Genomic DNA, 18,627 nt, shown 5'->3' with positions numbered 1-18,627 from the left:
AAAATGAATGTAAATGTAGATGCAAATAAAGTCATAGAAGTATTGGTTAAAAAAATCTCATACTTAGAACTTGAAATTGCTAAGTATGAGGTCGCTATGCAGGAAGCAAGCAAACAAAATCAAAATAGTAAAGACTAATGATTCTTTTGAAGCTTGAGTATATCGGCAATTTCGCATTCTAAAACTTCACAGATAGCTGCTAAATTATCCAGTGGAAGATACTTAGTTTCTTGTTTACACATTTCATTAATTGTTGCCAGACGTACGTTTGAATCTCTTGAAAGTGAGCGTTGTGAAATTCCTTTTTCTTTTAGTAATTCGTTTAATTTAATGACTACGTGCATCATTTATACCTCCTTGTGTTCCTAAAATAGTAACATATAACTATTGTTACTTATATAGTAACAGTATAGAATGTGTTTATCAAATGTTACTATATAAGTAACGGATAGGGGAGTTATATGACACAGTCTAATGAGCAACTGATTACTGAACTTGTAGGTTTTGTCTCGGAAATGGTGCCAGTAAATGTAGAAGATATGAGAGGTAAACTGTCAGGACTGCTTGCTACTTATGCTGTTGAAAAAGTAGAGGATGATGAGACTCATCCAGACTTAACTGACAACATTAAACTATACTTGGCAAACAAAAAGCTTGAAGGTATGGCACTCAACAGTCTCAAATCATATAGGTATGAGCTGAACACATTTTCAACCTTCATTAAGAAGCGTACTGAAGATATCACTGCAGGAGATATTCGGATCTATCTTGCACAATTCGAGCACCTTAAACTATCATCACTGAGCAAGAAACTGACAGTATTAAAATCGTTCTTCGGATGGATCACCGGTGAAGAAATTATCATGAGGGATCCTACAATCAGACTCAAGGCTCCGAAAAAGGAGCAGAGAGCACCGAAATCACTTTCTATCGAAGAGCTCGAGATGCTGAGAGAGGTTTGCAAGCTTCTGCGGGAAAGAGCACTACTTGAAGTCTTTTATGCTACTGGCTGCCGGCTGTCTGAGATTCAAGCGCTAAACAAGGATGATATCAACCTACAGTCAATGAGCTGCCGTGTTATAGGAAAGGGAAACAAAGAACGAGAAGTATTCTTCTCATTTAAGGCAATGTATCATTTGAGAAAGTATTTAATGACGCGCACTGATGACCAGGAAGCATTATTCATTACACTGAGAAAGCCGTATCGTAGAGTGGGGCACCGAGCAATTCAACGGGAATTTAAGAGAATTGCGGAGCGAATTGGATTGGGACACAAAGTCCACCCTCATGTGTGCAGGCATACATTCGCCACATTGACACTGAACAATGGTGCTGACATTGTTGCTGTGCAGCAGCTTCTAGGGCATAGTAGTCCAGCTACCACACAGACATATGCAGTATTGTCAGACGAAAGAAAGAGAGAGCAGCATAAAAAGTATCTTGTGCAGTAAGTAGAAGACTCGGCCCATTCGCCGGGTCTTTTTAATATATAAAAATAATATATAGGGGGTCTTTATGCTTTTAAAAAAGAGTGGAGGAAAAGACATGAAGGCTAGAATGGAAAACTATATGGATGTGTTAGCGTTTTATCAATCAGGACTCCTCATCATGACAGGGGTCTTTTTTATTGTTAATGCAGACAGGGTTGTCATGGAAACAGAAGTATATCAATCGATGTCACAACTTGCGCCATTTGAGTTTTATGGTATTGCTTTTTGTTTGGCAGGTGTTTTGCTCTTCATCGGAATGATATCTGAAGGACCAGGACAACATTTTTATTATTGTTTAGGATCATTGCTTGCATCGATATTAATGGTTATTTATGCGGCAGCAGGCTTTGAAAATACTAAATCGTCCATCACCAGTTACAGATACCTTTATATAGCAGGGTGGTTTATTGCGATGTTTAGTCTGGGGGTGTTGACTTGGCGCCTGAAAATGAGAGAGCACAAGAAGAGCAAGGAAATTATGTAACGTGGAGAAAATTCAACCATTATCGAGAGAAAGACAAGCAGGAATGGCGTGAAGCGATTGAAAAAACAAATGAATCAGTAAACGGATTAAGAGAATCTGTTGCAATGATTGTTCCGACCTTGCAATCGATTGATCGAAATATATCGGAAATGAAAGATAGCATGAAAGATGTTTCTTCTGATATCAAAGCACACGACGGCAGGCTTGATGAACATCATTTGCAGATCGACAGGTTGAAGCGTAAAGAAAACCTGAAAATCGAGAAAGAAAAGGGAAAGAATCAACTTACCATTGCAGTTGTCAGCGGTTTGCTTGGGAGTGGAGCATTGATTGCCGCCGCGGTAAATTACTTATTTTAAGGAGATGTTATTTATGAAAATTAACTGGAAAGTACGTTTTAAAAGTAAAGAGTTTTGGATTCGCCTAATTATTGCTGTGTTCGGTCCAATCCTAGCGTATTTCGGTCTTTCGATTGATGATCTAACCACATGGCAAAGTGTTGGTGATCTTTTGATTAATGCTGTATCAAATCCAGCAGTCATTATCGCTGTGATTTTAAGCGTGCTGAATATCTTTCCGGATCCCACAACTGCAGGTCTGTCTGATAGTAAGCAAGCACTCACGTATAAAGCACCGCGGAAGGATGGATTTAAATGAGTAGAGTATCATTACAAACGCTCATTGACCGCAGTGTGCGTAATATGGGCGCTGTCGTGCCTCAGATCCGGACACTTGCTGTTGAACTAATAACACGTTCATACAATGAGGGTATTAACGTTCAAATCAGTTCAGGTTATCGTTCCAATACTCAACAAGCTTCTATATACGGAATGGGCCGGCCAAACTACTGGTGGAACGGAAAGCACTATGGAAATACAGGCAGCATCGTTTCAAACGCTCAGCCAGGACAATCCATCCATAACTACGGTTTGGCTATTGATTACTTTTTAGTTTCAGATGATGGTTTAAAAGCAATCTGGGTGGTCAACGCACAATGGCGACGGGTTGCTCAAATCGGAAAGTCATTAGGTTTCACATGGGGAGGAGACTGGAAGGGTTTTGTGGATGCGCCACATCTGGAATATACGAAGGGTTTAACATGGAGAGATCTCCAAGCTGGCAAGCGGCCATCATTCGGAAGTGTACAAGCAGCTTCGGAACGTGATTATCTAGAAAATGGCGATGAAGGTGCTGCGGTAGAAGAAATGCAAAAACTGTTGATCGCACTTGGCCATAAGATCACGGCTGATGGTATATTCGGACCGGCGAGTGAAGCGGCATTAAAATCATTTCAATCAAGCAGAAATCTAATAGCAGACGGCGTATATGGTCCGCAGTCTAAGAAAGCACTTCAAGTAGCCGTTAAACCGCCTGCAGTACCAGGGGCAACAGCACCAACTAAAAATGATCCTAAGGAGGAAACCATTTTGTTCAAACCAAATAGTCCTACATTCAGGAAAGAAACCGTTAAATTATTCGAAGATGCTCACACAGTAGGTATCTTCAGTTCAAGAGAGCATGCTGAGCAGACCGAGAAAGGTGATATTTCTGAGTCAGATGCGATTGGAGCGATCGCTACTATTCTAAATCGCGTTGGTTTTCTCGTAGATCCTGAAGCTAAAGTGTACCCTGCTCACGCAGACGCTCAAGAATGGGCAAAAGAAAAAGGCATTTCAGATGGAACTCGACCGACACTTCCAGTTACGAGACAGCAGGCATGGCAAATGATTAAAAATTACGATGAATTGAAATAAAAAAATCCCCTGCTTTAGCCGGCAGGGGTTCTATTGCTTTCTATACATCTTACGTATTTGAAATTCTTCTCAATCCAATGTGGTACACATACTACACTATCCTCTATGTACTGGCACAGACTAAATATTTCATCTATTGCATTGCCAGTACCAGCCTTCGATTTCTTGATATCCAACACAAATATATAGCGGTCAAAACTTCTCTTTTTTACTTTAAAATACAACAGAATATCTTGTTCATCATTGATATGTTCTTTAAATGAGACTCGATAATTTTGAAGTATAGAAAGCAACATCATTGTTTCTTGCCAGTATGCTGTAGGTTCGTATGAGTTCAATTATCTTTTCTCCAGTCATTTACTACAATCTTACAATATTTTCACGAGTAAAAATAAAATTAATTAACAAATATATTAGTTTGTTTTATAATAAGAACATTAGTTCGTATAATTGGTATTGGAGGAGGAATAATTTATGTATAAGGACGATCCGGAAGTTCAAAGTTTTATTGAAAGTCTCCGTGAAAAGTACGGAGATACAACAGGAGTTTTTCATATAAATTATGCTGAACCTGAAAAGCCTGAAATAGAGGAACACATGGCAGAGATAATAATCTTAAATATTCAAGAAGCCATGGAGTTCCAGGTGGAAGTGAAGATCTCTATCTTTAAGAATAAAGAAGAATTAAGTCTTATTGGAACACCGAAAGAAATCAATTATGAAAAAGGCTACATAAATTTAAGGAGTGAATCTGAACAATCGAAGATTTTGTTTGATGAAGTTACAGGTGTAGACTTTCTATAGAAGAAACACGTTGTCAGGCTTTTGAAAAAACCTGACAAAAACCTGACAAAAAAACACGCTCAAGTGAATGAGCGTGAAATAATTTATTAATTATAAGTACGAAAAGGCTTGTTTATAAGGCTTTTTGAGATTCTGACGAAAGCCTGAGAAACCCTATCCATTATGATATTTATACATCCACAGCACACCTGATTTCAACAGACGTGCGATACGGCCTGTTACGGTGCGGTCTGCAAGATAGGCAAAGCCCTGTTTTTTACCGAGTGAGCCCATAAAGCCTTTCAGCTTGATCTTTGGCATCTGCTCAGGAAGCTCTTCATTTTTCCAGCGTGCAATCAGTACTTTGACGATTTGCTCCGCCTGTTCCTCGGCAAGCTGGGCGCTTGGGGCAAATGGAAGGCTTGCGCAGTCACCGACAACATACACATGCTCATCATCAGGCAGGTTATGATACTGCGACAGGACGACGCGGTTAGATGAATCCTTCTCACCAGGCAGGTCGCGTACGACTTTGACCGGCTGGATTCCTGCAGTCCATACACAGACATCAACCGGAATCTGCTCTTCATGATTATAAAGCATATGCGGTTCTACTTTTGTAATATTAGAGTTGCTGACAACTTCCACATTGTTCGCATCGAACCATTTTTGTACATAGTTACTTAATCGCTGAGGGAAGGCAGGAAGAATCCGTTCACCACGGTCAAATAACTTAATTTTCAGGTCTTCACGGCTTTCGCGCAGTTCGCTTGCAAGTTCAATACCGCTCAGGCCGGCTCCTACAACCCCGACAACTGATCCGGAAGGCAGATTTGACAGGCGTTCATATGTCGCTCTTGAACGCTGAATCGACTGGATGCTGTATGTATGCTCATCTGCACCCGGCACATTGTGATACTTATCTTCACAGCCTAATCCAACAACAAGGTCGTCATATTCCACTTCACTGTTATCTTCAAGAATGACACGTTTATTTTCAGTATCAATCTCCGCTACAGATCCGTACTTCAGATCAAGGCGTTCATGTTCAGGAAAGCTTACGCGGATCTCCTGATCAGATGCTGTACCTGCTGCGAGTGCATAATACTCTGTCTTCAGACAGTGGTACGGTGTACGGTCAATTAAAGTGATTTTTACGTCTTCAGGCAGCTTATCCGGCAGCAGTCGCAGTAACACGCGCATATTGCCGTAACCTCCACCTAATAATACTAAGTGTTTCATGGATAGCCCTCTCTTTACAGTAAGCATATTAGTAAGTAAGCACTTTCAATATGATCATACATACACAATGTGTTTGATCATTACGTTTACATTCACTAAAAAGTATATCGGAATAAAGGTCTTAGTACAATCATATTAAGAGAATTCTTTCACAAACTTGTCATTTTAAAGAGCAGGATTATTGACGAAGTGTAAGTAAGACGTTACATTGAAATGAGTATGAGGTGATAACAATGAAACCAATTATAGAATTTTGTATTAGTAATATAGCAAGCGGGTCTCAGGAGGCATTTGAGGCACTTGAGCGGGATCCGAATCTTGATGTGATTGAGTACGGCTGTACGAGTCACTGCGGTATTTGTGCGGCAGCGATGTTTGCGATTGTAAACGGGGAAGTCGTGGAAGCGGACACGCCTAAAGAGCTTGTGGAAGCTGTCTATGAATTTCTTGAAGAAAATCCGATGTTTTAAAATGTAAAAGGCTGGAACACTGTTATGTGTTTCAGCCTTTTACTTTGGACCGGTTCACTACACTGCAGGCGGTGCTTTCCGGACGATGGACCGTTTTGTGGTCCGATATGGCCTCTTCAGCTTCGCTTGCGGGGTCTCAGCTACCCCGCTAATCGTACCGGAGTCACCGCCTTCCGTTTCGCCAGTCTTTGAAAATATGTTGATTACTGTGCTCTGCGCTCTTCTCTGAAGGATTGCCATCTTTCTTTTGCCATATGAACCATTTTCGGATCAGTGGAGCTGTGCTGTCTTTCAATAATTTTTGAGAAGTGTCTCGTTGCTTCGTCTTCTTCACCAAGCCGCAGGGAAAGTTCAGCAATCAGATAGAGGACACGCTCAGTCGTAATCTGAGAGCCTGCATAATCCTCTTTTGAATATGCATCCTTATAAGCCTCAACTGCAAGGCGCTGAAAACGCTGTTCCTGTTGCTGGTCGCGTCCGCGGTACAACCATGATAATCTCAGGTAAAGACCTGCAATAGTAATGCTTTTTTCATGCTTGATCGTAGCGATATAAATGGCCAGCTTAAAAGCTTTTATAGCATCATCCGGCGTGCGCTCTCCTGAAAAATCAAGATGCTTCCAGCGATTAGATACTTTTTCTTCGATTTCCTCTTTGCCGCCTGGTGGAAAATAAGGTGCGAAGTCATCTGTAAAAGAATAACCGCATTCGGGACATACATGGACGTAATAGAGGTTTGGATTGATTGCTGCGTCTTCATACACCGGCATCAAATCAGTACTGTATTCCTTTGCCCGAACGAATCTGCCTCTGATTTTAGTTGTAGCAAATTTGTGTTTGCATAACCCGCAGGTCAAATGTTTATCGTATAACGGTGTGAGTTCCATTATGTTCACCTCTTTCATTGGCCGTTACTCTTTTTTAACTCATACTTAATACATCTATTATAAATCAAATATAGGTCTTTCGGAATGTATTTTATAAAAAGTTTACTGTTCGTATTATCCTATACCCTATCTGATAAAATGTAGTCGAATTGAATCGGTTGAGTGGAATTGAAATAAGCGATATACTAAAATCAGTCAAAAACGTTGGAGGTGCTGAAATGGCAAATATCATTAAATTATCAGAAGCTGCAGCGCTTCAGGTGAAAGATATGATGAAGCAGGCTGAAGAAGAGGATGCATATCTGCGCGTAGCCATCAAAGGCGGGGGATGCAGCGGACTTTCATATGGTATGGGGTTTGAACATGAGCTTGGCGATACGGATAAAATCGAAGAGCATCATGGTATTCAGGTCATTGTGGACAAGCAGGATGCTGACATTCTGAATGGCACTGAGATTGATTACAAACAGTCACTCATGGGCGGCGGTTTTACAATCGAAAACCCTAACGCAATTGCTTCATGCGGTTGCGGCTCATCATTCAGAACGGCTACAAAAGCAGGTACACCTGAAAATTGTTAAATGTAAAAAATCGCCGGCACATCATGTGCCGGCGATTTTTTTAAATGCCTTTTAAAGCTTCTTTTATCGGATGGTCACCGTTGACCATTTCAATTGTTTTATGGTGAAGGTTTGTGCAGAGAATTGATTCCACGAGCACAGTCGCTACATCTTCACGGGTGATTTCGCCTTCGCGGTGCTTCATTTCTTCTGACACATTAATCTTACCCGTTGCCCCGTCGTCTGTCAGGGCACCAGGGCGGACGATCGTATAATTCAAACCGCTCTGTTTTAAATGGACATCTGCATCATGCTTTGCCTGCAGATAGTGATGGAAAGTATCACTGTCGCCTGCAATAGATGGATCATCTGCACCCATCGAGCTGAGCATAATGAATCGCTCAATTCCTTTTTCTTTTGCATAATCAATGGCTTTAATTGCGCCATCGCGATCAACTGCAGTTGTTTTATCAGTGCCTGTATCAGGGCCGGAGCCTGCTGCAAAGATGACTGCATTCACATCTTCAAAGGCATAGTTAAATGCCTGCTCCAGATCAGCAATAATCGGTCTTGCACCGAGATCTTCCATATCCCCGGCCTGTTCTGATTTTCGGATCATCGCTTTTACCAGATGCTGTTCATTTTCAGCAAGTTTTTGAACCGTCATTCTTCCGGTTGTGCCGTTTGCGCCTATTACGAGTACATGCATGGTATCACTCTCCAAAATTAGTTAATACTCATTATTATACCCGGCACAGCTTTCACTAAACGGATCATCAGCTGAACATAGACGTACTGTGCATCGGCTGTACACGTGCTTTTGGATCAATCGAAGCCTTCGCATTGTTCACAGCAGTCGGTGCCTCACCGAACCCTGAGGCAATCAGCTTCACTTTTCCATCATACGTACATACATCACCCGCAGCATAGATGCCCGGAATATTTGTTTCCATTCTTGAATTCACGACAATTGAGTTTTTCTCAATATCAAGCGTCCACTCTTTAATCGGACCAAGAGATGAAACAAAACCGTAGTTAACAATTAAATGGTCAAAGTTCAATATAGTTGTTTCCTCTGACTTTGCCTTTTGAAGTGTCAGAGACTGGATAATATCGTTCATTGTCTGGTAGGCAACAGGTACATAAGGTGTCATCACATTCACAGATGACTGCTTCAACTGCTCAACGCTCGCTTCATGTGCACGGAACGTATCACGTCTGTGTACAAGCGTCACAGATTTTGCAACAGGCTCAAGCATCAGCGCCCAGTCTACTGCAGAGTCGCCGCCGCCAAGCAGCACAACATCCTGGTCTTTAAAGTTAGACAGATCTTCAATGAAGTAATGCAGGTTCTTTTCCTCAAAATCATGAAGTCCGTCAAGATTTAATTTCCTCGGCTGGAATGCACCGTTTCCTGCAGTAATAATGATCGTTCTTGTATAGTGAACTTCTTCTGGTGTTGTTAATACAAATACACCGTCTTCACGCTTTTCAACGTGTGTCACTTCCTGGCCAAGTCTGATTTCCGTGTCAAAACGTGACATCTGGGCAGTCAGGTTATCAACTAACTCCTGTGCCTTCACTTTAGGAAAGCCTGCCACATCATATATATATTTATCCGGATATAAAGCAGTCAGCTGCCCGCCTAGGTGCGTGAGACTTTCGATCAGTTTTACACTTGCCTGGCGCATACCGCCGTAAAAAGCTGTGAATAAACCGACCGGACCGCCACCGATTACTGTAATATCATAAACTGAAGTATCTTCCTTCATCTTGAAATCCCTCCAACAAAGCTGATTTGCATGTAGTGTAACACAGGACAGGCTACATTAACCTTTCCTGAGGCTCTAGTGCGACACTTTTCAGACTTTTGGAGGAAGACATTAACTTTTCATATTTGTGCAGAAAACCTTGAAATAAGAAGAAAAAAAGAATATGATTGTTAAAGATGAAGATTCAATAGAAGAAGTATGATGTTCATTTTCGTGAACAATTTCACAATCTTTTATAAGGGCTAGCGTTGCTGCCTTAAAAGCATCGTAATCTCATATTAAAAAGGTGGAAGTGATCCAATTGAAAAGACCAACAGTGGTTGTTTTAGGAGCAGGATACGGTGGATTATCCGTTATTACAAAACTTCAGAAGCTTGTGAATGCAGACGATGCAGATATTATTCTTGTAAACAAGAATGATTACCATTACGAATCAACATGGCTGCACGAAGCAGCGGCGGGAACAATGACTCCCGATGCTGTACGCTACGATATCGGCGGCGTCCTTGATAAAGGGAAAGTGAACTTTGTTCAGGCGACTGTTGAAAACATTGATACAAAAGCACAAAAAGTCATTACAGATCGTTCAGAAATCAGCTATGACTACCTTGTAGTCGGCTTAGGTTTCGAAGGAGAAACATTTGGTATCCCTGGTCTGAAGGAACATGCTTTCTCTATTGCCAACGTGAAAGCAGCGCGTCAGATCCGCGATCATATCGAATATCAATTCGCAACGTACAGCCTTGAAGAAGTAAAAGATCCTTCAAGACTGACAATCATCGTTGGAGGGGCAGGCTTCACAGGAATCGAATTCCTTGGAGAACTTGCTGACCGTCTGCCTGAGCTTTGCGAGGAGTATGATGTAGATCCTAAAGCTGTCCGCATTCTGTGTGTAGAAGCTGCACCAATGGTTCTTCCAGGGTTTGATGAAGAGCTTGTTGAATATGCAGTGAACTACCTGAAGAGCAAGGGAATCGAATTCTCTATCGGTACACCACTGACTGAAGCTACGCCTGAGGGTGTAAAAATCAAAAAAGGTGAAGATGTATTCGAAGATATCCCTGCTAAGACTGTTGTATGGGCTGCCGGCGTTCGCGGTAACTCAATCATTGAAAAAGCTGGATTCGAAAACATGCGTGCCCGTATCAAAGTAGATCCGGATCTTCGCGCACCTGGACACAACAATGTCTTCATCGTTGGTGACTGTGCATTAATGATTAACGCACAGACAGAGCGTCCATATCCGCCAACAGCTCAAATCGCGATGCAGCAGGGTGCACACACTGCACATAACCTGGTTGCACTATTCAAAGGCGATGAGCTTGAGCCATTTACACCTGATCTGAAAGGTACAGTATGTTCACTTGGCGAAAATGAAGCAATCGGTGAAGTATTCGGCCGTAAGATCACAGGTAAAAAAGCTGCTATGATGAAAAAAGTCATCGACAACCGTGCACTATATATCCTCGGTGGTCCTGGACTTGTATTCAAAAAGGGTAAGCTGAACATGTTTTAATAAAAAGAGCAGCTGAGGCTGCTCTTTTTTCTACATATATAAGGGGTGTCAACATGAAAAGGGGAAAAGTCTGGCTTGGCGCTGCAGGCGTCATTGAAAACAGTAAAGGTGAATGGCTTGTTGTCAAAAAGAAATACGGCGGGTTAAAAGGCATGTGGTCAATCCCGGCAGGCTTCGTTGAAGAAGGGGAAACCGCTGATCAGGCTGCAGTCAGAGAAGTGAAAGAGGAGACGGGTATTACAGCAGAAGTGATTAAAGTAGCCGGCTTCAGAAGCGGCGTTCTGAAAGATACAATCAGTGATAATATGATCATCTTTGTCATGAAGGCAGTCAATGAAGAGGAAATACTGCAGGTACCCGAAGAGGAAATTGCAGAGGCGGCATGGATAGATAAAGGTGAACTGAGAGATCACCCGGATGTTTCATCCATGATTCCGGTTATGATCGACCATGAAGAAGCGTCAACCTTGGAGATCAACCGTCATTCCAACCCGGGTGATCAGTTCGGGTATACGAAATATCATTTGTTTTTTTAATAGCATAGTTTAAAAACGTTAACTAGGATCTCTGAAAAACTGAGCGGGCCCTTGGAGGGGAGAACGGAGACTCCCGCCCCAGGAAGGGACAGGTGAGACCCCGCAGAGCAAAGCTCGAGGAGGCTCACCGCCCGGGGGCAGGAAAGCGCAGTTCTCCCCGGAAAGGGCCCGCGGTTTAGAAATGCAAATGTGAACAAATTGCGAAATTTACCTACAGTTCTAAATTTTCTGATAATTAAAGAAAAAGGAAGAAACAGGCTCATGTATTCGCTTACATGGCTTTTTTTCATCAATTTTGGCGCTTTTCAGTACAAAAGCGTCCGTGCTATAGTACTCTCAATACATTAGAAGAGAGGGTGCTTCATATGAAGAAACAAACAAACTGCAGCTACTGCTCAGGTAAAGGATATTTCCAATTAAGACTAGGCGGATCAGAAACTTGCCCAAACTGTGGTGGGGAAGGTAAAAAATAAATGATACACCGGATGCCTCGGTAGCATCCGGTTTTTCTATGTTCTGGGAAGCGGATTTCAGATAACCGGATATGACCTTCAAAACACTGGAAAGCTACAACTCGGGCTATGATTGCAGAAAATACCCGGGTGTATCGCTACAAGCTGAGTAAGGATTGCTACATCCCGATCCAAAACAGCGACATGTCCGAGAAATCCATCGCTGTGTAAGACTGACTTTGTGTCACTAAATTGAACGTTGAAACAGGAGCATTGCACTGTATTACCAAGTGATGTACACTGTTCTAGTGAACATGGAGGTGTATCATTTGGCTTCGTTTGGATTGGCTGAACTTTTAATTTCAATGATGCTGTTTCTCGTCTTATTTTTCGGGATCGGCTTTTTATTAAATATGCTTTTACGTATGACGTGGATCATGGCAGTGATCTATCCAGTCATCACTGTACTCATTGTCGATGAAGTCAGATTCATCGAGTATTTTCGTGAACCGGGAGAATCTTTTTCAGCACTCGGAACCCGATTTGTTTCGCTGGCACCAGCGGATATTTTAATTTTATCAAGCGGTATGGCAGGCGCCATCGTTGCAGGACTTGTAATGATATGGCTCCGTAAGCAGGGTTACCGAATGTTCTAAAGCTCCCCGGATGAGGTGGAGCTTTTTTAATTGTCAGTCAATTCAAAGGATTAAGGCTTTCGTCACAGATGATTAACTTTTGTCATAGAGGGAATAACCGTATTTGGAAGGAGTAGATGGAATGTCTAAATTATTTAAAATATCTGCAGGTATTCTTCTTGCAGGATTTGCTTCATTATTTATCACGAACGAAAATAAAGCTGCAGCAGAGGGCTGGTCCATTGCAATGCCGTCTGAAGAGCTGGTTCCAGTTGTTGAGGATATGAGAATGCTTCAGGACAGAGAGCTGTCACTGGCATCGAAGAGTCTGTCGGAGAAAGATACAGCATTTAAGCTGATTGCTTCTAAAATGAAGGGCAATGTTAATAAAGCTGTTCCGCAGCATGTAGTTGATAATCCGTCAAAAACGGTAAAGGCGACTGGTTATACCGCTGGGATTGAATCTACAGGGAAAGAACCTGGTGATCCTTTATATGGCATCACGTTTTCCGGTGTACAGGTAAAAAGAGACCTTTATTCTACCATTGCAGCGGATCCAAGCGTATTTCCAATCGGGACTGTGATGTTTATTCCTGGTTACGGCTATGGTGTTGTGGCTGATACAGGCAGTGCGATTAAAGGAAATATCATCGATCTGTATTTTGATACGGTAGATGAAGTATTTAATGAGTGGGGTAAGCAGGATGTTGAGGTGTATGTGCTGAAAGAAGGCGATGGTACACTGACTGAAGAAGAATTTGCCGAGATGAATAACAGATAATAAAAAAAGTGTCGCGCTGTGCGACACTTTTTTTATTTGAGCTGTAAGATCTCAGGCAGCTCAATCGCTTGATATTGCTCAGGATGCAGGATCCTGCCGAGCTTGATCAGACCTTCAAGCAGTCGCGGTGAAGGTCTGCAGTACAGCGCTTCTTCAAGGACATGGACTCTTTTGTTTTTAACGGCTTCGAGTTCAGTCCATCCCGGGCGTTTATGTAAGATCTCAGGATTTACTTTACGCGGCTGTACGCCGACCCAGGCCATACAGATGACATCAGGATTTTTTGCTGCTACATCAGCCCAATCCGTCTGAATACTCGCCAGTTCAACTGATTCATAAACATTGCTGCCGCCTGCAAGCCTGCTGATCTCACTCAGCCAGTTAATGCCGCCCGGTGTGAAGACAGGTTTTGGCCACCATTCCCAGTATAAAGCGGGAGGCGCTGTGATCTTTTTAGCAGCCTGTCTGCATTCGTCAATGACTGCTTGAAATGCTTCTGCCACCTTTTCAGCGCGTTCGGGAATGCCAGCTGCATGCCCGAGTGATATCAGGTCCTGCACAATATCATCCAGAGACTGAGGATTCAGACAGAGGTGTTCAAGACCTCTCCGGTCAAGCTCCTCAATGTTTTTTTCCATACCGGGTACGCTCAATGATGATAGAATCAGATCCGGCTTCAAAGCCTCCACCTTATCTATATCAATAGTGAGATCCGGACCAAGCTGTTCAAGCTGCTTTACTTCCGGCGGCCAGTCTGAAAAGTCATCCACACCAACAATGTGGTCAGTCAGGCCAAGGTATGCTGCAAGTTCAGTATTGCTCGGACAAAGGGACACAATTCTCATTCAGATACCTCCCGAATTATAACGTAATCAAATAATGCACCAGCAGTGTTAAGAATATTCCTGTCAGTCCGCCGAAAAATACTTCTATCGGTTTATGACCCAGCAGCGTTTTTAACTCTTTGCGTTTTTCTTCTTCATCTTTGTTCTGCCAGCCCTTTGCATCAGACACGAATTTATTGAAATCCCGCATCAGCTGATTAATCACAGCAGCCTGCTCACCAGCCTGAAAGCGGACACCGGTTGCATCAAACATTGTTATGATGGCAAAAACGGTGGCCAGAGCAAACACAGGGGATGCCAGACCGTTTTCAATGGCAATGCCTGTTGCAAGTGCAGTGACTGCAGCAGAATGGGAGCTTGGCATACCGCCTGTTGAAGTAACGAGTGACCAGTCAACTTTTCGCGAAGCAATAAATTGAATTGGTACTTTTACCACCTGTGCAAATAAAATTGCAAATAATGAAGCCCAAAGAGGAAAATTGCTGAAGATTTCCATAGACGTATATTCATCCTTTCAGAAGGCGGAAGTTTGAGGCAAGTATACCATATTTCAAGCCTTCAATAATGTTCGGTGATCGAATTATCACAGAAATTACAGTATAATTAAAAATGGAGGTGTTTTTAATGAAATGGACAATACATACGAATGATAGCGTGCTTAACGAACAGCACGATTATTTAGCGGCAGGGGTCTGGCATCAGCCTGTCGTATCCGGTTTCTCAAAAGAAATGGATGATCAGATGAAAGGCGGACTGACTGATCTGATCAAAGAAGGCGATGTTGAAACAAAGCTTAAGCAGGTCACAGTATTACCTACTATGGGAGCTTTAGCTGCAAAGAGAGTTCTTTTCACAGGACTCGGCAAGGAAGCGGATCTGACATTTGAAGATTTGAGAGAAAGCTTTGGTGCGCTAGGCAAGACTCTGAAAAAGAAAAAGGTTTCTACACTTGCCATTGCACTTGATTCTTTTAAAGGAAAAGACTTTGACGCAACAGATGTTGCTCAGGCGTTTATTGAAGGAATCACACTGGCTATGTATGAATTTGAAGGATATAAAAAGAAGTCTAATGTACCTGACGTACCGCTTGATGAAGTGAAAATCTATACGCAGGGTGATGCGCAGGAGATCGAGGCAGCACTTGAAGTGGGGCTTGCCCTTGCAGAAGGAACGAATGAGGCAAGAACGCTCGTTAATATGCCGTCAAACCTTTTAACCTCAGTGAAAATGGCTGAGTACGCAATCGAAATGGCTAAGCGCCATGATTTTGAAATTGAGGTTCTCGGCAAAGAAGAAATTGAAGAAATGGGTATGGGCGCGCTGCTCGCAGTCAATCAGGGCTCTGAGATTCCGCCGCGCATGATTGTCATGAAGCATCAGGCAACTGACAAGTGGGAAGACGTACTTGCCCTTGTCGGTAAAGGCATCACATTTGATACTGGCGGCTACTCTATTAAGCCGAAAGACGGCATTGTCGGCATGAAGGCGGATATGGGCGGTGCAGCAGCAGTACTCGGCGCAATGGAGATCATCGGCAGACTCAAGCCGGAGCAAAATGTAATGGCTGTCATTGCGGCAACGGATAATATGATCAGTCATAAAGCATTCAAACCGGATGACGTCATTACTTCAATGAGCGGGAAAACGATTGAGGTGCTCAATACTGATGCTGAAGGCAGACTTGTGCTTGCTGATGCAGTGACGTATGCAAAACAGCACGGAGCGGATTATCTTGTTGATGTTGCAACACTGACTGGCGGTGTTATCGTAGCACTCGGTCTTGATAAAACAGGGGCACTTACCAATAATGAGGCACTTTTTGAAAAAGTGCTTGAAGCATCAGTTGAAGCGGGAGAATTCATCTGGCAGCTTCCTTATACAGAAGGTGATCGCAAACGGGTACGGAACAGTCCTGTTGCAGATCTGAATAACTCACCCGGCCGCGACGGTCATGCACTATTTGCTGGTGCATTCATCGGCGAATTCACCGGCGGTACACCATGGGTACACCTTGATATAGCAGGAACTGCGACAACAAAATCTGCTCACCTGCTCGGACCTGCAGGCGGAACAGGCGCTATGGCAAGAACACTTGCGTTACTATCAGAGCAGTTTGTACTTGAGAGAACAGAGAAATAAAAAATACGAAAAAGAGGAGTGTCTTCGGGCATTCCTCTTTTTCGTATTCACTAATTGACAACACTACTTTTATTCTGTTAATGTATGAAAGGTATTTTAATACGTTACCTGTTTAGCAGAGTAAAGAATTATCTGAAAAGGAGTTACAATATATGAATGCTGTTGTCATTGCTGTAATCATTATGCTGATCTTAAGTCTGATCAGAGTCAATGTTGTCGCTGCACTGATTATTGGTGCTGCAGTCGGCGGCCTGATCGGTGGTTTGTCTGTTGAAGATACAGTCGCTGTGTTTTCTGAAGGTGTTGGCGGAGGTGCGAATATTGCGCTCAGTTATGCACTGTTAGGTGGATTTGCCGTTGCGATTTCCTATACAGGGCTGCCAAAGCTGATGGTTGATAAAATCGTTGCAGCTGTAAGCCGGGAAGGGGAGCCGAGAGCAACAGCGCTGCCTAAGGTATTGATCATTCTTGCCATTTTATCTATTTCTATTATGTCTCAAAATATTGTGCCGGTGCATATTGCATTTATTCCGCTGCTTATTCCACCGCTACTGCTTGTGATGAATGAACTTGGTATTGACCGCAGACTCATTGCGACAATTATTACATTCGGTTTGACGGCACCTTATATTCTTCTACCGTACGGATTCGGCCAGATCTTCCATGATACGATTGCAACCAATATGGAACTAAGTGGATTAACGATCGATATGAACGTCATCCCGACAGCCATGCTGATCCCGACTGCAGGGATGGTACTGGGGCTGCTCGTAGCAATCTTCATCAGCTATCGTAAGCCGCGTGAATATGAAAACCGTAAAGTGTCACTTCAGGATGGAGACGCTAAAACAATCACGACAAAAGATCTGATCGTTACAATCATTGCGATTATCGCAGCACTCGTTGTGCAGTCAGTCTTCCAGTCAATGGTCTTCAGTGCAGTAATTGGTCTTGCCGTATTGTTTGTAACAGGTACAGTGAAGCTGAGAGACCAGGACCAGCTGATGACTGACGGAATGAAAATGATGGCATTTATCGGCTTCGTCATGATCTCAGCAAATGGATTTGCTGCCGTAATGACAGAAACCGGTGCTGTTGAAAGTCTTGTTAATAGCGCAGCAGACTTAATTGGCGATAATAAAGCAGTCGGTGCTTTATTAATGCTGATTGTTGGTCTGGTTGTGACAATGGGAATCGGCTCTTCATTCGCGACGATCCCGATTATAGCGGTCCTTTTCGTTCCGCTATCACTTGAACTCGGCTTCAGTCCGCTTGCAACAGTCGCATTGATCGGTACGGCCGGCGCACTTGGTGACGCAGGATCACCGGCGTCTGACAGTACGCTTGGACCGACAGCCGGGCTGAATGCAGACGGCCAGCATAATCACATTTGGGATACATGTGTGCCGACATTCGTACACTACAATATTCCACTTGTGCTGTTTGGCTGGATCGCGGCGCTGGTTTTATAAGGTTGTATGGGGCTCTGACTTTGTGTCAGAGCTTTTTTTATATGATATGGTGGATAGATAGGTCCAAAGTTACTAAGTGGCGAACATCAGCGTATAAGTGTTGAACAGCACCTCTTAAATGTCGAACAAGCCATATTTCCCGCCGAACACACCACATTTCCCATCGAACATCACGGTTTTTCCGCCGAACACGCCCAGCACCTCACACCACCTGAATACCAAACCCTTGCCAACCCACCCCTACTGAGAGAAGATAGAAAAAAGGGGGAGAGAAAATGGAATGGAATAGAGAAACATTAATGGATTCACTCGGGATTAACATGATCAGCGTGGAAAAGGGGAAAGCTATCGGTGAGATGCCGGTTGATGGGCGTACGCATCAGCCGTTTGGCTTTTTACATGGAGGGGCATCAGTCGCACTCGCTGAAACGGTAGCAAGCGTAGGATCAGCAGCGATGGTGGATTTGAATGAATACAGCTGCTTTGGCCTTGAGATAAATGCGAATCATATTAAAGCGAAAAAAGAAGGAATAGTGACAGGTATTGCTGAGATCATACATAAAGGAAAAACAACGATGGTGTGGGAAATTAAAATTGTTGATGAAGAGAACGAATTAATCTGCATTTCACGGTGTACTGTAGCAGTCGTGCCGAAACGGAAATAGTGTTTAATTCCTTCCTTACGTGGAAAAGAATGAACAAACACTTTATCTAGCTTAAGGCGCTAGCTGCTCGAGTCATAAGCCATTGAACGATAAAGGGGAAAGGTCGCCCTTTTTCATTCTGCGTCTTATGCCTGTCAGAGCTGA

At 43.0% G+C, this 18,627-nt stretch carries 25 protein-coding genes; 17 read left to right on the top strand and 8 right to left on the bottom strand.

The annotated features are described in order from the left end of the window. Positions 1–3 precede the first annotated feature (3 nt). Positions 4–138, top strand: coding sequence for a hypothetical protein (locus KP77_RS18545; RefSeq protein WP_268747470.1), 135 nt, complete (start codon positions 4–6; stop codon positions 136–138). Here KP77_RS18545 and KP77_RS12385 read toward each other — a convergent pair. Next, positions 135–347, bottom strand: a complete 213-nt coding sequence (locus KP77_RS12385) for a helix-turn-helix domain-containing protein (RefSeq protein WP_041123040.1) — start codon at positions 345–347, stop codon at positions 135–137. The two genes, KP77_RS18545 and KP77_RS12385, sit on opposite strands and share 4 nt — an antisense overlap. A gap of 114 nt (positions 348–461) precedes the next feature. Here KP77_RS12385 and xerA point away from each other — a divergent pair, with 114 nt between their 5' ends. From xerA to KP77_RS17595, 5 genes are all read left to right on the top strand, one after another. Continuing rightward, positions 462–1,451, top strand: a complete 990-nt coding sequence (gene xerA / locus KP77_RS12380) for a site-specific tyrosine recombinase/integron integrase (protein ID WP_041123039.1) — start codon at positions 462–464, stop codon at positions 1,449–1,451. Between the two features lie 64 nt (positions 1,452–1,515). Further along, a complete protein-coding gene (locus KP77_RS12375; RefSeq protein WP_041123038.1) occupies positions 1,516–1,974 on the top strand; it encodes a hypothetical protein in 459 nt (152 codons plus the stop codon). Continuing rightward, positions 1,926–2,333, top strand: a complete 408-nt coding sequence (locus KP77_RS12370) for a hypothetical protein (RefSeq protein WP_041123037.1) — start codon at positions 1,926–1,928, stop codon at positions 2,331–2,333. Before KP77_RS12375 ends, KP77_RS12370 begins: the two co-directional genes overlap by 49 nt. A gap of 13 nt (positions 2,334–2,346) precedes the next feature. Next, positions 2,347–2,631 carry a phage holin gene (locus KP77_RS12365; protein WP_052474159.1) on the top strand — a complete coding sequence of 95 codons (285 nt, stop codon included), beginning with the start codon at positions 2,347–2,349 and terminating at the stop codon, positions 2,629–2,631. Beyond that, on the top strand, positions 2,628–3,728 hold the full coding sequence (locus KP77_RS17595; RefSeq protein ID WP_052474157.1) for a M15 family metallopeptidase: 1,101 nt from the start codon (positions 2,628–2,630) through the stop codon (positions 3,726–3,728). The genes KP77_RS12365 and KP77_RS17595 overlap by 4 nt, the downstream gene beginning before the upstream one ends. A 14-nt stretch (positions 3,729–3,742) precedes the next feature. Here KP77_RS17595 and KP77_RS12355 read toward each other — a convergent pair whose 3' ends face one another. Beyond that, entirely contained in the window at positions 3,743–4,066 is a 324-nt protein-coding gene (locus tag KP77_RS12355; protein WP_041123036.1) for a hypothetical protein, read from the bottom strand. A 136-nt stretch (positions 4,067–4,202) separates the two neighbouring features. Here KP77_RS12355 and KP77_RS12350 point away from each other — a divergent pair, with 136 nt between their 5' ends. Further along, the gene (locus tag KP77_RS12350; protein ID WP_041123035.1) at positions 4,203–4,532 is read left to right on the top strand and encodes a YolD-like family protein; all 330 of its coding nucleotides are present in this window, start codon (positions 4,203–4,205) and stop codon (positions 4,530–4,532) included. 153 nt (positions 4,533–4,685) lie between these two features. Here the strand turns inward: KP77_RS12350 and KP77_RS12345 are convergent, their stop codons facing one another. Then, positions 4,686–5,753 (bottom strand): NAD(P)/FAD-dependent oxidoreductase, encoded by a 1,068-nt coding sequence (locus KP77_RS12345; RefSeq protein WP_041123034.1) that lies wholly within the window; start codon positions 5,751–5,753, stop codon positions 4,686–4,688. A gap of 233 nt (positions 5,754–5,986) precedes the next feature. On the opposite strand from KP77_RS12345, the gene KP77_RS12340 reads away from it, so the two are divergent. Then, positions 5,987–6,223 carry a YuzB family protein gene (locus tag KP77_RS12340; protein ID WP_041123033.1) on the top strand — a complete coding sequence of 79 codons (237 nt, stop codon included), beginning with the start codon at positions 5,987–5,989 and terminating at the stop codon, positions 6,221–6,223. A gap of 203 nt (positions 6,224–6,426) precedes the next feature. On the opposite strand, the gene KP77_RS12335 is transcribed toward KP77_RS12340, so the two are convergent. Further along, a complete protein-coding gene (locus KP77_RS12335) occupies positions 6,427–7,110 on the bottom strand; it encodes a DUF2225 domain-containing protein (RefSeq protein ID WP_235420714.1) in 684 nt (227 codons plus the stop codon). A gap of 218 nt (positions 7,111–7,328) precedes the next feature. On the opposite strand from KP77_RS12335, the gene KP77_RS12330 reads away from it, so the two are divergent. After that, positions 7,329–7,691, top strand: a complete 363-nt coding sequence (locus KP77_RS12330; RefSeq protein WP_041123032.1) for a HesB/IscA family protein — start codon at positions 7,329–7,331, stop codon at positions 7,689–7,691. 40 nt (positions 7,692–7,731) lie between these two features. Here the strand turns inward: KP77_RS12330 and KP77_RS12325 are convergent, their stop codons facing one another. Both KP77_RS12325 and KP77_RS12320 read right to left on the bottom strand, forming a co-directional pair. Next, positions 7,732–8,379, bottom strand: a complete 648-nt coding sequence (locus KP77_RS12325) for an SDR family oxidoreductase (RefSeq protein WP_041123031.1) — start codon at positions 8,377–8,379, stop codon at positions 7,732–7,734. Between the two features lie 67 nt (positions 8,380–8,446). Continuing rightward, positions 8,447–9,442, bottom strand: a complete 996-nt coding sequence (locus tag KP77_RS12320; RefSeq protein ID WP_041123030.1) for an NAD(P)/FAD-dependent oxidoreductase — start codon at positions 9,440–9,442, stop codon at positions 8,447–8,449. 301 nt (positions 9,443–9,743) lie between these two features. Here KP77_RS12320 and KP77_RS12315 point away from each other — a divergent pair, with 301 nt between their 5' ends. The 5 genes from KP77_RS12315 to KP77_RS18590 all read left to right on the top strand — a co-directional run bounded on the left by KP77_RS12315 (position 9,744) and on the right by KP77_RS18590 (position 13,362). Continuing rightward, the gene (locus KP77_RS12315; protein ID WP_041123029.1) at positions 9,744–10,958 is read left to right on the top strand and encodes an NAD(P)/FAD-dependent oxidoreductase; all 1,215 of its coding nucleotides are present in this window, start codon (positions 9,744–9,746) and stop codon (positions 10,956–10,958) included. Between the two features lie 53 nt (positions 10,959–11,011). Continuing rightward, a complete protein-coding gene (locus tag KP77_RS12310; protein ID WP_041123028.1) occupies positions 11,012–11,494 on the top strand; it encodes an NUDIX domain-containing protein in 483 nt (160 codons plus the stop codon). Positions 11,495–11,859: 365 nt separating this feature from the next. Further along, positions 11,860–11,967: a YuiA family protein gene (locus KP77_RS18160; RefSeq protein ID WP_160289522.1), complete on the top strand. Its 108-nt coding sequence runs from the start codon at positions 11,860–11,862 to the stop codon at positions 11,965–11,967. Positions 11,968–12,311: 344 nt separating this feature from the next. Beyond that, positions 12,312–12,602, top strand: a complete 291-nt coding sequence (locus tag KP77_RS12305; RefSeq protein WP_235420715.1) for a YuiB family protein — start codon at positions 12,312–12,314, stop codon at positions 12,600–12,602. A gap of 121 nt (positions 12,603–12,723) precedes the next feature. Then, positions 12,724–13,362 carry a 3D domain-containing protein gene (locus KP77_RS18590; protein WP_327063123.1) on the top strand — a complete coding sequence of 213 codons (639 nt, stop codon included), beginning with the start codon at positions 12,724–12,726 and terminating at the stop codon, positions 13,360–13,362. 32 nt (positions 13,363–13,394) lie between these two features. On the opposite strand, the gene KP77_RS12295 is transcribed toward KP77_RS18590, so the two are convergent. Continuing rightward, positions 13,395–14,207, bottom strand: a complete 813-nt coding sequence (locus KP77_RS12295; protein WP_041123027.1) for a cobalamin-binding protein — start codon at positions 14,205–14,207, stop codon at positions 13,395–13,397. Between the two features lie 16 nt (positions 14,208–14,223). After that, a complete protein-coding gene (locus KP77_RS12290; RefSeq protein ID WP_041123026.1) occupies positions 14,224–14,703 on the bottom strand; it encodes a divergent PAP2 family protein in 480 nt (159 codons plus the stop codon). Between the two features lie 128 nt (positions 14,704–14,831). Here KP77_RS12290 and KP77_RS12285 point away from each other — a divergent pair, with 128 nt between their 5' ends. The 3 genes from KP77_RS12285 (at position 14,832) to KP77_RS12275 (ending at position 18,483) form a co-directional block, all read left to right on the top strand. Beyond that, entirely contained in the window at positions 14,832–16,346 is a 1,515-nt protein-coding gene (locus KP77_RS12285) for a leucyl aminopeptidase (protein WP_041123025.1), read from the top strand. 152 nt (positions 16,347–16,498) lie between these two features. Continuing rightward, positions 16,499–17,818: a Na+/H+ antiporter family protein gene (locus tag KP77_RS12280; RefSeq protein WP_041123024.1), complete on the top strand. Its 1,320-nt coding sequence runs from the start codon at positions 16,499–16,501 to the stop codon at positions 17,816–17,818. A 275-nt stretch (positions 17,819–18,093) separates the two neighbouring features. Continuing rightward, entirely contained in the window at positions 18,094–18,483 is a 390-nt protein-coding gene (locus KP77_RS12275) for a hotdog fold thioesterase (protein WP_041123023.1), read from the top strand. Positions 18,484–18,627 lie beyond the last annotated feature (144 nt).

Source organism: Jeotgalibacillus alimentarius, assembly GCF_000829445.1.
GTDB lineage: Bacteria > Bacillota > Bacilli > Bacillales > Jeotgalibacillaceae > Jeotgalibacillus > Jeotgalibacillus alimentarius.
This window is presented reverse-complemented; position numbering and strand designations above follow the sequence as displayed.